This window comes from Roseovarius sp. (assembly GCF_048262375.1).
In the GTDB taxonomy this organism is placed as follows: Bacteria; Pseudomonadota; Alphaproteobacteria; order Rhodobacterales; family Rhodobacteraceae; genus Roseovarius.
The window spans coordinates 1-13479 of record NZ_JBLXFE010000039.1; the positions used below are offsets into that span (position 1 = coordinate 1).

The 13479-nt window shown below is 58.5% G+C and carries 10 protein-coding genes; 1 reads left to right on the forward strand and 9 read right to left on the reverse strand.

The annotated features are described in order from the left end of the window. Positions 1-179 precede the first annotated feature (179 nt). The 5 genes from ACN0SW_RS19335 to ACN0SW_RS19355 form a co-directional block, all read right to left on the reverse strand. Complete coding sequence (locus ACN0SW_RS19335; RefSeq protein WP_417729548.1) at positions 180-1217, reverse strand: tyrosine-type recombinase/integrase; 1038 nt, start codon at positions 1215-1217, stop codon at positions 180-182. A 104-nt stretch (positions 1218-1321) separates the two neighbouring features. Then, positions 1322-1735: a helix-turn-helix domain-containing protein gene (locus tag ACN0SW_RS19340; RefSeq protein WP_417729549.1), complete on the reverse strand. Its 414-nt coding sequence runs from the start codon at positions 1733-1735 to the stop codon at positions 1322-1324. A 7-nt stretch (positions 1736-1742) separates the two neighbouring features. Then, positions 1743-1958, reverse strand: coding sequence for a helix-turn-helix domain-containing protein (locus ACN0SW_RS19345; protein ID WP_417729550.1), 216 nt, complete (start codon positions 1956-1958; stop codon positions 1743-1745). An 84-nt stretch (positions 1959-2042) separates the two neighbouring features. Beyond that, positions 2043-2855, reverse strand: coding sequence for a hypothetical protein (locus ACN0SW_RS19350; protein WP_417729551.1), 813 nt, complete (start codon positions 2853-2855; stop codon positions 2043-2045). Further along, positions 2852-3772 carry a hypothetical protein gene (locus ACN0SW_RS19355; protein WP_417729552.1) on the reverse strand — a complete coding sequence of 307 codons (921 nt, stop codon included), beginning with the start codon at positions 3770-3772 and terminating at the stop codon, positions 2852-2854. The genes ACN0SW_RS19350 and ACN0SW_RS19355 overlap by 4 nt, the downstream gene beginning before the upstream one ends. Positions 3773-4349: 577 nt before the next feature. Between ACN0SW_RS19355 and ACN0SW_RS19360 the strand changes: the two genes are divergently transcribed. Beyond that, positions 4350-5342 carry a hypothetical protein gene (locus tag ACN0SW_RS19360; RefSeq protein ID WP_417729553.1) on the forward strand — a complete coding sequence of 331 codons (993 nt, stop codon included), beginning with the start codon at positions 4350-4352 and terminating at the stop codon, positions 5340-5342. Positions 5343-5394: 52 nt separating this feature from the next. Here the strand turns inward: ACN0SW_RS19360 and ACN0SW_RS19365 are convergent, their stop codons facing one another. The 4 genes from ACN0SW_RS19365 to ACN0SW_RS19380 all read right to left on the reverse strand — a co-directional run bounded on the left by ACN0SW_RS19365 (position 5395) and on the right by ACN0SW_RS19380 (position 13114). Continuing rightward, complete coding sequence (locus ACN0SW_RS19365) at positions 5395-6024, reverse strand: hypothetical protein (RefSeq protein WP_417729554.1); 630 nt, start codon at positions 6022-6024, stop codon at positions 5395-5397. 1 nt (position 6025) lies between these two features. After that, a complete protein-coding gene (locus ACN0SW_RS19370; RefSeq protein WP_417729555.1) occupies positions 6026-6847 on the reverse strand; it encodes a hypothetical protein in 822 nt (273 codons plus the stop codon). 22 nt (positions 6848-6869) lie between these two features. Continuing rightward, a complete protein-coding gene (locus ACN0SW_RS19375; protein WP_417729556.1) occupies positions 6870-11687 on the reverse strand; it encodes a DEAD/DEAH box helicase in 4818 nt (1605 codons plus the stop codon). Between the two features lie 227 nt (positions 11688-11914). Next, the gene (locus ACN0SW_RS19380) at positions 11915-13114 is read right to left on the reverse strand and encodes a tyrosine-type recombinase/integrase (RefSeq protein WP_417729557.1); all 1200 of its coding nucleotides are present in this window, start codon (positions 13112-13114) and stop codon (positions 11915-11917) included. Positions 13115-13479: the final 365 nt, after the last annotated feature.

A 13479-nucleotide genomic window follows, 5' to 3' on the forward strand; every position in this document is an offset into this window, starting at 1 on the left:
GTGGTCGAAGGCGCTCCCCTGCTAAGGGAGTAGGCGGGAAACCGTCTCGAGGGTTCGAATCCCTTCGTCTCCGCCACAATCTTTCCTCAATCGTTTGTTTTTTCTATAAAATTTGCGAACTCCCCGTTCGGGTTCCCACATCCGTTCCCACGCGTGCCGCGCGTTTGACAGGTGATGGATCAGTCTTCCAACACATCGTCACCAGACTCGCCCGTGATAAGCGCGCGCTGGCGTTCGCGGCTGATCTGGCCATAACTGCGCAAGGTCGTCAGCACATCAGAGTGCCCAAGATTCTGCGCGATGGCGACGAGTTCCGGGACCGTGCAGTCCTTTGTCGCATGGCGGGCCAGCATGTGACGGAAGGCGTGCGGGCCGAAGCTGTCGAGTTTGGCGGCTTGGAAAGCGGTGTTGACGATCTTGCGGACGGGTTCGGTGCTTTTCCACGGTCGCCGGTCAAACCCTTCGACGGCAAAGCCGGTGTTGGATTGCGGCGCGATGGCGGTTGAGGGGAAGAGTGGATCGTCCGGGCCGTAGAGGGCTTCTTCGTCCAGGTAGGTGATCCAAGCCCGCAAGGCCGCTTCGGCTTCGGGGAAGCCTTTGGCAAAGAAGGTGTCGATGCGTTTGCCGAACTTCGTCGCCACCTCGCGCGGGTTTTGCGTCACGGACTTCTCGTCCAGATCGACGTGGCGAATGCGCAGCGAAATCAACGCGCCCACGCGAATGCCAGTGAGGCAGAGCAGCGCGAAGACCGCCTTGTCCCGCATCTCGCGCGGGCTGGTTGCGGGCATCATCTCGAAGGCGCGCTTGGCCTGCTTTATGCTGGGCGCTGGGCGGGCAGGTGCGGCGCGGGCTTCGGCCTCGTCGCGGCGCGACAGGTTGAAGTATTCTGCGTCTGACGCCCTGATCCGGCTGCGGAACCCGTCCTGCTGCGATAGCCACAGCGTGAACTCGCGCAACGTGGCCATGATCGCGCGGGTGGTGGATTTGCTGAGGGGTTTTCCGGTGGTCCCCTTGGCCTTTTCAAGGTGAGTGCGGAAACCCATGGCCCACTCGATATGGAATTTGTCGAAATCCTGACGCCCGTTCCAGACATCGAACCGCTCAAGCGCAGCCAGTTCGCGGTCGAGCGTCTTGTCGGAAAGCTGGCGGGCATACTTTCGGTAGTCGACGAAGCGGCGTTTCAGGCGCTCGTTCTTTTCCTTCGGTTGTTTGGACATATCGGCCTCCTTTCAGGCTCTCAGGAAGTGGGAAAACGGATGCCGGTCGAGTGCGGCAGCAAGTGGAAAAACACGGGGGGCACTGTCCACCACCTTAATGTTCACTAGTGCCGCGTAATTTTGAGGTCGAGTGTTAGGGCGATTTGGGTGATGAGGGCTTCGGCAACCGGCTTAGAAACGACCGTCGCACAGGTCTCGCAAAGAGCCGTTAGCTTGGCGCGCCCGTCCTTGATCTCGCAATCTGCCATGCCCTCCGCCGCCGCCCGTTCCTTGCGACAGCAAAAGCAGTAGAACGTGTCGATCTTGGTCTTGGTCGAGCGACTTTCGCGCTTGGTCTTGATGTGGTCGCGCAGGTCGTCGCCCCGGATTAGTGCGGGCCGCGTGTCGTCCATGACGCGCAGCCCGTCCGACGCCCAATTGCGGACAGTGCGGGGAGAGACGCCGGAAACCTCCGCCGCCTCTTCGATGGTGTAGCAGCGGAACGACTTGATCCCGTTCAGGCGCGCTTGCTTAGGCATTTGCGCCTCACTCGCCTGCCCGGGTTTCGTTCCGCTTCAACCAGTCGCGCAACGCGTCAAGAGCGATCAGGCGACGCGTGCCAATTTTGATGCTCTTCAGATCGCCCGTTGACAGCGCGGCATAGAGGGTGGTGCGTCCGATGCTGCACAGGCGCGCGGCCTCGTTCGGGGATACTGCGATGATCTGCGTCGCGTGGTTGATGATTTCGAATGCGTCCGTCATGGCCCATACTCCTTTGCTGGGATACAGGAGGACGGTGGAGGACGGCGGCTGGATACGAATAGCGCGGGAGTTTCTATCCAGTTCCTAACCAGAGCGGGCCTTGGTGACGTAGGACTTGACGGTCGGCAAGGTTGGCACGTCTGACCCGGGGTCTCGTTCGATCAATGCCAAGACCGCTTTCGCCTCTTCATTGCGCCCTGGCAATGCGGTTCCGGTCTCGATCCGTGATCTGATCAGCGCCATGATCGTCTCTCCAAACCGATTCGGAGCGCCCGTTTTTGGGGCTGCGGGTACGCTTACGATCTCCCGTGGATCGACTATCGAGACAAGTCCCTCGCCATCTTCCGGGCTTGACGCTATCTCGCAGAGGGTGGCGGTGGCTGCGCCTGAGATCGGCAATCGTCCCTCGGCGGTGATGATCAGCCGCCACTTCGACGTCACTTCCCGGGAAAGTGCGTCGGTCAAATTCCGGGCGTCAATCTCGTCGCTGAGGCGGGGGTGGAAATAGATCATGACGTCACCATGATCGGTGTGCACCGCTCCGACACGCCATGTGTTTCCGTGGATGGGCGTCGCTTTTCGGCGCGTGCAGTCGAAGGCGTCCGCAAGGCTCGTGATCAAGGATGGCAGGCTAACGTCCACAGCGGCTATGTCGTCACGTGCCCGAGAAATCAACCCAAGGGTCGGGCAAATGTGGCCATATTCATCCGTGTCGAAGACCACTTCGGCAGCGTGCGGCTCTTCACAGTCCACGCAAACGACAGACCCCATTACCCCGGCATCTCGGAGCAGTCCTTGTTTCAAGAGGGAGCGGACAAGCTCGGGGTGAGCGAGTGAAGCGACGGAAACCTTGGCTCCTGCGGCAATGATCCCGGCAAGGAAATCGACGGCACTCAATCGAAGTCCTCAACCAAGTCGAAATCCTTTGGCGGAGGCGCTACAAGACGCCAGCGTTCCAGAAGTCCGAAGACAAAATGTCGGTCGGCTTCGGTCTTGTTCGGGACAGTTGTGCTATTGGGCGTGCGCAAGGTCACGGTCAACGTGCGAGCGCGTTTCCCGTTTCGCGCTTCAAGGAAAATGCGCAGCGTCGCCGCGACGATGGTCCAGCCGCCCGTCCTAAGCGGCGACATTGAACCAAACCGCCGTTCAAGGAACTGGTAGATCGTTTCATCCTCGCCGCGCTTCTCAAAACGGGCAAATGCGCCGCCCACTGAAAAGAAGTCCAGCGATGAGACTTCGACGCGCGCAATTCCGTCTGCCGGTTCCGTCACGAAATCGGGCTGAGCACGCAGGGTATCGAGCAAGACTTCACGTCGCGGAACTTCGATAGGAGCGGCAGACTGCGGCGCAAAATGCTTAGCAAAAGACGCCGCGTATTGGTCCCGGACCTTCTTGCCGCCTCGCGCTGCTATTTCCACGATCCGCGATAGGGGATTGCAGGCCAAACCGACTTCAAGGACCTTCTGGACCAAGTGCCTCTCCAGCGTTGCAGATGGCCCGAATGCCAATTCGCTCTCAGCCCGATCTTCGACGTAGATCGTCGCTTGCGTGATTTCTGTTTCCTCGCCGGTGATCGGGTGAATGCGGATCGACCTGAACCAATCCGCCTCGCTCTTGCGATGCGCCGCCACGTCCAGAATTTCCAACACATCGCGCAGGAACGCCTGCCGCGCGGTGTCATCATGCAGCGCCCACGGTTTTCCGTCATCTTCGAACTGGAATGACGCCCAGCCCTTTTCGCCGGAACGGCGCATCCATGACGTTTCTGCCGACACGCGATCAATGATTTGGGGGTGGGACACGGCCAGCATCAACAGGACGTCCTGAACCCCTTCCAGCCCCTCAAGGTCGATACCTTGCCCAGCGCAAATCCGTTCCGCAGCGACAAGCCCCTGAGCATCAGCAATACTGGCGAGCAGGTCGAGTTCCGCTTTCACTTCGTCTTGGTGGCGGTCTGAGAGGGCATCGACCAAGGCATCAATTTCGCGGACGAATGCCGTCCCGCGCCCATGGCTTTCCCATTCGAAGTCTTCGGGGGCATCCACATTCCTGGCGTCGAAGAACGCTTTCAGCCGTGGGGCCGGAGCCTTGCGAAGGAAGCCGCTATAAGATGCCATATGTTGCGCCCTATGGATTCATCCGTCGCAAATATGGGGTCCGTCGGTATTCGGATCAAGCTGTTTGTGTTCGTGGCCGTGTTGGCATGGGCCGAGAGCAGTATTCGGCAGTACGCATGTGCATGAAGTCTTGCGACGGGTTGACGGGCACAATACCAATGGGGCCATGTGTAACCGCGAGAAGGCGTGATCGGAGAGAGCCGTGTCAAAGAAGAAATTGAACGCCGCTTTGCGCGATCTGTCTGAAAGTGCGTTCGATTTTCTTGAACGGTCAGTGGCCGAAATCGAGACCCATCCGAAGTATTCCGTGATCCACTTCGCCACGGCGGTTGAACTGATCCTGAAAGCGCGACTGATGCGGGAGCATTGGACTCTAGTCGTCGAGCGGGCATCTGATGTCACCTTGGACGATTTCCTGACGGGAAAGGCAAAGACCGTATCGCAGGCGGATGCGATCAGACGGCTGAAGAATGCCTGTGGCGAGAACATTCCATCGGATGCCGCTACCCAATTCGGCAAGATCGCCGCGCATCGCAATCGCATGATCCATTTCTTCCACGAGGCAGGGAGGAAAGAGGCAGACGGCACGCTGACCGAAGAAATCGTCAAAGAACTTTGCCTGTCGTGGTTTCATCTTGATCGCTTGCTTGCAGAGTGGAGTGACCAGTTCGACGCCTTCCAAGCTGAAATCGCTTCGGTCGACAAAAAGATGAAGGGTCTTCGGACGTTCCTGAACGTCACATTCGAGCGCCTCAAACCGGAAATCGCTAAGCTCAAAAAGGCCGGAACCGCTTTCAACGTATGCGCGGGTTGTGGGTTCGAAGCGGCTGCGGTTGAGCAAGTTGAGGGGATGCTGTTCGAACAGCGCTGCCAGGTTTGCGGTCTGGGCGAGACCTACCTAGAAATCCCGTGCCCTGCCAAATGCGGGACCATGCTGCATATCGAGGCTGAATATGGGTCAAACCGGACCTGCCCAACCTGCGAATACGTTGTAACGGCAGATGATTTGGCCGAAGTGCTGGACACAGAAGTTTATGATCCATCGGATTTTCACACACCTATCAACTGCGCATACTGTTCAAGCCTCGGGACCGTGGTCCAGCACCATGAAATCTTCATCTGTACCGAATGCCTCGAACGGGATGTGGGCGCGCCCACCTGCGAATGGTGCAATGAAGCGCAGATCGGCGGAGGCGATCTGGAACATAGCAACTACACCGGGTGCGAATTTTGTGACGGGCGCGCGGGCTGGATGAAGGACGACTGATCAACATTCCGCCCAGCGCGCGGTTTCGGTGGCTGATCCGTGTCGACGCCGATCAGGGCGAGACCTTCAGAAACAGAAACCGCCAATCATTGCCATCGTTTTGCCAATGAAATGTGTAGTCTTTCCTCAGCGTTAACGGCGGCCCATAGGGGCTTTTGGTCCGATAGGTCAACTCCCGCTGCGCTTGGTAGATGTGCCCTTCTCTCAAGGAAAAGTCAGCGGTGTCGGGCCTGTGATCGCCAAACTCGGGGTCATAGTAGTGTGGGTGATCAGTGAGCAGCACGAAGAAACCAACGTCGCAATGCTCTTCCAGATAGATTTCCAAGTTTGCCAAGTCGGCATAGGAGTCATATCGGTTGTTGGGTTCTCTTTGATTGATCCGTTTGAAGAGTTTGAGTTCAACCGCGCACCGGGTTTCGTCTTCGCCAACAGTGAAGAAAACGTCGACTTCAGCGTTGTTGCGCCTCTTCTTGGGAAAAACGTCACCATTCGCGCGCCGAATTCGCCTTTCCATAATGATTGAGAAAGGCAAATTTGCCTGTCTCGCCAACAGGTGCAGGCAAAGGGCCAAGTGGTGCTGAACGGTCGCCTCGTTTGTCTCTCCCAATTCCCCCCGGTTCACCTGGCCGATCACTTGCAGCAAGGCTCGTGAAAACAGTTCTTCTGCGGCTTCAATTGTCACGTTATGCCCAGCCTTTCGACGCGGGGTATCTTGTGCCCAGCATATAGAGGCCCGAGTGAACGTCGATCATGCTCCATCCCGATCTGCCTTGGAGAAGTTCGGTCATCAGGGCGTTGTTCTCGTAAATCGAGCCGGGTTCGAAGGCTTCATCGTCCAGTTCGTTCCCGGATGGGGGCGTCTTCAGAATCTTGGCTTTGTGCAGGATTTTTAGGCCGTTGAAGATCGGGCCACCGGGCGGCAGCATGACTTCCCGATTGGTCAAGGTCGCTGCAAGCGAGGGCTTAGAGAACAGGGCCACCATGAACATCGCGGTCGCGTTCCAACTGCCGATATACTTGGGCCTGTCCATTGACGGCGACACGAGCGGCGAAAGCCATCGTTCCTGCGCACGGCCAATCATCCGCAAGTCGTCGGGCAGGGTCGCGGGCAGCTTCACCCGTTGAAACATCAAGTAGCCGCCGCGGAGCGATTGTTCGATGGGAGTCGGGCCACGCTCCAGGTGGAAGGACCTAGCAACGCTCAGGGCGGCGGGGTCGAGGTCGGTCAGAACCTCGATAGCGGCGGCGGTGAAGTCTTCGTCGATCTTCGCCAGATGCCCCCAGCCCAATCCCACGGCAAAGCAAACCTGCCACGGATTCGCGTCCGGGAAGGTCTTTAGGTGATGCGAGATTTCGTCGAAAGCCATCGCGTTCAGTGTCTTGCTGCCGTTGTGCAGCAATTCCTGAACCTTAGTGCGCGCTGGGCCACCACCCGCGCCGCCGCCCTTGTCGCAGAGTTCGTTGAATTCGACCTGTACCGGGTTCAGAGGGTTTGCGATCTTCATTTCGTTTTCCAGCCCAAGCAACTCATTCCTGTTCATTCAGCGGCGGCAAGCCCGAGACGATGCGCACGGTTTCCACGCTGACGCGGGTCACGCGCTTGATAAGGTCGACGGTGTAGTGGGGATCGTCAGACCAGTCGTTCGGGTCATTCTTGATCTGGCTGGCCTTGTGGATGCTGACTTTATATCGCTCCATCACCCATTCCAGCGCCGATTTGCCGTTCACCACATAGTCGTAGGCTTCCAGCGGGATGCCCTTCAGGGTCAAGTGCGGGTTATAGACGATCACGGATTTGTCCTTGCCGCCGTTGCCCTTGCCGAAGACCATCTTGTGAACGCGGTAGTCGGCATCTTCCATCACCAGACGCCCGGATTCCTCTTCCAGCGGATAAGGCTCCACGGTTTCGTAGTTCAGGTGCCACTGGCCCAATTCGCGGCCCGCGTTGCTGAAGGCCCGGAAATCGGCGGCGAAAGGGATGCGGGGGACCATCTTTTTCAGGTCGGAGGCAAAGCGATCCTTGTATTCGGGGGAATGCAGGATGCCGTAGACATACCAGAAGATGTCCTCCTTGGTGATGCTGTCGTCCTCATAGCGGCGGCGATACTCGCCCAGCGCCCAGTCGGAAATCGCATCGCGGCGGATGTAGCCGTCTGCATCGGGTTCGGCATCTTCCTCGAACATTTCGGCCTGCCGCTTGCCGCGCGTGTCGTCAGGATGGTCATACCAATAGAGAGGGAAGGTCTGCCCAGAGTCATGCATGTGGAAGTCGACAACTGCGTTGCTTACCAGCGCGGAGAAGCTTTTGGATGCGCCGATGCCTGTAACAGCAATCACAAGGTTCCGATGCCGGGGCGTCGGGAACAGGCGGGGCTGTTGGTAGCAATATTCAATGAAATTGCGGCTGAAATAGAGCCGCTGTTTGTTGAAGGGGCGATAGTGGCAGGGGACGATGAGCGATGTGTCTAACTTATAGCGTCTGTTACGCTTTACGTCGGCCTTGAGCGACCTGCTCCAACTAATCCTCCGAGGGTCTCGGTCTACAAGCTTGTCCACCTCCGGCCATTCCCCTTTTTGCAACCCACTACAGGCGCGGGCGTAGCGGTCGCGCTCGGTTTCGTAGGTTTCGATCATTCGGCCCATGTTCGCCGCCAGAACCTCGCGGCCCGAGTTGTAGGCCCACGCATCGCGCGCTGTCGTCACGCCAGACGTAAGGCCGTTGAATATCGCCCGCCCAGTTGCTGCTTCTTTTTCGGCAAGCGGCACGAAGGCGTCAAAGGCCGGATCGCGTTGGCTGGCCCAGTCGCCCTCGGCATTCGGGCGCAGGCGTCGCCACGGAACAGACTCAAGACTGGCGAAGTCTTCGATGATGGCCAGTTTTTCCTCTTGGCTGAGGTAGTCGCCAATATCGTGATACTGCAACTGGCAGGGGCCTGTATGCGCCGGGTCTTTCACCATGATCGTGATCGCAACAGGGGTCCGGGAACCTGAACCGAAAATCTTGCCGCCTTCGCGCCGCGACTCCTCGCCGGACGTGCGCTGATTGCCTCGCAGGTTGAAGACGTAAAGGTGGCTGAATTCATCGGCCAAGGTCAGTCTCAGCCCGTCCATATTGTTGGCGTCAAGGAACGATCCATTTGTCACATAGGCGACGATGCCGCGATCCTCGATCCGGTCGGATGCCCAGCGGATCGCGCGGATGTAGGAGTCATAGAGGTTCTTTTTGTTCGCGGCCTTGGACTTTGCCGCATATGTAGCCCTGATCTTGTCGTCCAGCGTGGGGTAGGCGAGGTTCTTGTTATTGTCGTTTTGGCTGTCCTGTTGCGCCGAATAGGGCGGGTTGCCCACGATCACCTGAATGGGCTGGGCAAGCTGCCTTTCGGCGCGTTCGTTGTTTTCCGGCAGCACGACCTTGTCGACCAGATCGCCGTCTTCGGTCATCTGGAAGGTGTCGACAAGGATCATGCCGTTAAAGGGCCGGTAGGTGCCGGTGATGCCGTGATACGCTGTCTCGATATTCACCGTGGCGATGTAATAGGCCAGAAGCACCAGTTCGTTCGCGTGCAACTCGCCCGCGTATTTGCGCGCCAAAGCCTCGGGCGGGATCAGCCCCGACTGGATCAGCCGCACAAGGAAGGTGCCGGTGCCGGTGAAGGGGTCGAGGATTTGCACGCCCTCGCTCGATAGCGACTGCCCGAAGTGACGGCGAAGTGCTGCATCGGCGCTTCGCAGGATGAAGTCGACCACAGGCACGGGCGTATAGACGATGCCCAGCCGTTCGGCCATGCGCGGGAAGGCGTTGTTGAAGAACGTGTCGTAGAGGTTGCGAATGATGTCCTGTTTCGACTTGTCGCTTTTCGCCAGGCTGATGCGTTCGCGCACGTTGCCGTAGAAGCGTTCGAGGCTTTCGGTTTCGCTGTCTACAGACCCTGCGTCGAGTTTTTGGACAATGGCGTCTAGCGCCTTGCCTACGGCATTGTGCTCCGGGAAATCCGTGCCTTCGAACAGCGCCTGAAAGACCGGCATCGTCAAGATGTGCTGGGCCAGCATTTCGATGGCTTCATCCTGCGAAACGGCGGGATTGAGCGTGTCTTGCAGGCCCTTCAGGAAGCGGGCGAATTCTTCGGCCACTTCCGGGTTGCCGTCGATCATCGCCTTGATGCGGGCGATCAGCCGTTCTGCCACGGGACCGATGGATTTGGCCCATTCGCTCCAATATTCGCGGTCGCCCAGTTTCTTGGGGATCGCGGCATAGACGGCTTCGCTGATGGCGTCGATTGGCAGGGCAGGGAAGTCCAGCGGCAGAGTATCGCCGCCCCCTTCGCCGCCGCCCTCACCATCGCCGGATTTGTCGTCGCCCGAGACGACTTTGACCTTGCGGCGGAATTCGGCTTCGTCGACGAGGGACTCGTCATGGGCACGAAGGGCTTTGATCACCTTCCAGATGCTGCGGAACTGCGGATCGCTTTCGATATAGCTGTTGTAATCGGCCACGTTCTTGGACGGCATACAAACCGGCAGGATGATGTAGCCGTATTTCTTGCCTTCCGCCTTGCGCATGACGCGCCCGACCGATTGCACGATGTCGACGATGGATTCGCGGGTATCGAAGAACACGACCGAGTCGAGCGCGGGAACGTCGATCCCTTCGGACAGGCAGCGCGCGTTGGACAGGATACGGCACTTGCCCGAACCGGGGTTGTCCTTGAGCCATTCCAGCGCAGAAGACCGTTGCAGGGCGTTCATCGTGCCGTCGACGTGGTCAAGCTGGCAGTCGATCATGCCGGGGGCGTCATCGGGCTGATAGGTCTCGGCATAGAGTTCGGCCAAGCGCCCGAAAGTATCCGTCATCGCCTTGGACGACTTGATGGAGCGCGAAAAGGCGACGGCCCGGCGCATCGGTTCGGTGTCTTCGGTCAGGTCTTCCTGTTCACCGTCCTCATCCACCAGGACAAGCCCGTTCTTGGACAGACCCTTCCAGCTTCCCACGATCTTGGTGGCGAAGTTGATGTCGATAGCTTTCTTTTCGTCGAGTTTGTAGGCGCGGTTATAGCTGTTCGCCACGGCGCTCATCTTGTCCTGTTCGACGGCGACGATCAGCACTTTGTATTCGGACAGAAGATCACGTTCGACGGCCTTGCCGAAGCCAAGCCGATAGAATTCAGGGCCGAAGGTATCGAGTTCGTCCATCGAATATAGGACCGCATCGTTCTGATCCGCCTTGGCCTTGGACGCATCGGCATAGATGCGCGGCGTGGCGGTCATGTAGAGGCGTTTCTTGCCCTTTACGATGCTGTCGTCATGCACCTTCACGAAGTCGGACGGGTCTTCGCCGGGCAGGGTCAGGCCGGTTGTGCGGTGCGCTTCGTCACAAATGATCAGGTCGAATTCGCCAAGCCCAGCGCGCTGGGCGTCGGACACGACCTGAATCGACTGATAGGTGGAGAACACGACGACGCGCCGCCCATGCGTTAGGGCTTGCGCAGCGTTTGCCAGTTTCCGCGAATCCGTGGTCGCGGGGTAGGCCAGATCATGCGTGCGCAGGTCCTCTTCGTCGCGGCCCACCTTGCTGTCGGAACAGACGACAAAGGCATGGATCGGATCATGCGCCTGTGCGGTCCATTCCCGAAGGGTCTGCGAAACGAGCGAAATCGAAGGGGCCAGAAACAGGATGCGCCCGCCCTCGGGAACAACCTGTTCGGCAAGGCGCAGCGATGTGAAGGTCTTGCCGGTGCCGCAAGCCATGATCATCTTGCCGCGATCTTCGATCTGAAAACCTTCGATAACGGCGGCAATTGCCTCATTCTGATGCGGGCGCGGCGTTTTCTTGGGGCGCAGGCGGATCAGGTCAGGGCGCGACAGGCTGAATTCCGTCCAGTCAATCGGGCTTTCTGCCAGATCAGCAAGGCTGATGCGGGAAACGGGAATTGTCTGTCCTTCGATGGCGCTTTCCGCGTTCCTGTTCCATTTATCCGTGGTCGACACGAGAATACGGCGCGCGAATTGGCGGCTTCCGTCATTCGTGGCGAACTGTTTGCCCGATGCGGACAGAAAGGAATCAATATCGGGTTTTTGGATCGTATGATTGGGGTCAAAGAATTTGCACTGGATCGCCCAGTAATCGCCCGTCGCCTTTTCACGGGCCACAAGGTCAATGCCCACGTCAGCGCCCCAGCGGTCGGGCCACTCTTCCCAGAGCCAGACATGCTCCAACAGGTCGGAATATTGGGGGTCGCGGACCAAGTAGTTTGCGATAAGCCGTTCAAACAGCCTGCCCTTACCGCGTTCGTCGCTGGAAAGTTCCCGAAATTGCGAGAGAATCTTGTCAATGTCACCGTGGCTCATGCCAAACTCACTGTCTTGTTTTTGATAGTTAGATCACTTTGCCCGCCTCGGTTGCAAGCCGTGAATACAGATGACTTGGCCGGGCGTGGAGTGCATGAGATGGTGGTGGCACCAGAGGAATGAAACCCTTTGTTCGGGTCTCATGAAAAAGCCGTGTTTGGAGGGCTGATGGCCAAACCCTGCCCTATTAGTCGGGTTTGCAGAATTCCGCAGTTTACGGATGGATGTCACATCGTGTTGCTGGGTTTAAAAGCGACAACATTTGCGAAGCTTGCGCAGGAAAAAGCGATGGTTGACCAAGCCTCCATCAACAGCCGCCGCTTGTCAAACAGGTCAGATCGGGCGTAGGCGGCTTCGGCCTTATCCTTGATCCCATGCGCCAGCGCCGCTTCGATCACTTCGCGCGGAAAGCCGGTGGTTTCTCCTGCCCAATCGCGGAAAGTGGAGCGGAAGCCGTGGACCGTGATGTCGGCTCGTTCCATGCGGCGCAGAACGGCGGTCATGCTCATGTCGGAAATCGGCCTGCCGAGTTTTGCTTCGCTGCCAAAGATCAGCGCGTCGTTGGGTGCGCCTTCGGCGCGTTGTCCAAGTAGGGCCAAGGCGGCATCGGTGAGCGGCACGCGATGTTCTTTTGCCGCTTTCATCCGTCCTGCCGGGATGGTCCAGACCTTTGCGTCCAGATCGACCTCGCCCCACGTCATGCCGCGCGTTTCGCCGGAACGTGCTGCGGTAAGGATGGTGAAGGCCAGCGCCCGCGCGGCAACGCCTTCGCGCTGGGCAAGGTCGGCCATGAAGTCCGCAATCTGAGCGTGGGGCAAAGCCGGGTGGTGTTTGACCGCACGGACACTCTTGGGCTTTGGCAAGAGGTGGTCCAGATGCCCACGCCAGCGCGCCGGATTGTCTCCCGACCGAATGCCCAGCGCGGATGCGTAGTCGATCACTGCTTCGATCCGTTGCCGAACCCGGTTAGCCGTCTCAGGCTTTGTCGCCCAAATCGGGGTGAGGGTCGAAATCACGTCCGCCGTTTCGATTTTGGCAACCTGAACCGCGCCGATCTTGGGGAAGACGTAGGCGTCCAGCGTCGCAGTCCATTGCGCAGCGTGTTTGGCATTTTTCCAGCCAGGGCGTTTTCTTTCGATGAGTTCCAGCGCGGCTTCGCGGAAGGTCTTCGGCTTTGCCTGCTGTTTTTTCGCTATCGGGTCTTCACCTTCGGCGATGAGGCGTCGCGCCTCCATCGCACGGTCGCGCGCCATGGCGAGGCTGACGTCGGGATAGGGGCCAAGTCCCAGATCACGCCGCCGTCCCTGAACCTGATAGCGCAGAACCCAAGACCGCGCACCCGAGGGTTTCACATAAAGGAAAAGGCCGCGCCCGTCGCCATGACGTCCCGGGCCTGCCGTATCTACCTTGCGCGCGTTGAGAGGCATGGCGTTCCCACATTCATTCCCACACTTCTACTTGATTTAGGACGGACGCGCATGAACCGCAATGGGGAGGGGTGAATTTATGTGTCTGTTTTTAAAACGATAACCTGAACGAGCGCGGACACTGTCAACTGCGCAAGAACGTGAGTTCTACGGACTTCGTCTCCGCCACAAACCATTCGCGAACCCAAGACCAGGCCTTAGTGCGGGCCTTTTTTCTTTTTGGTTCAAAGGGGTTTGACTGTTGATTTCCGCTGAGAAGTGACCCGGTAGCCCCCCAGATTTTCACTGAGAACTGACCCATGTGAACACGTTGCCCCGACGGATTTGGTCGGGGAGATATGGAGTGATCGACATGGGATTTTTGA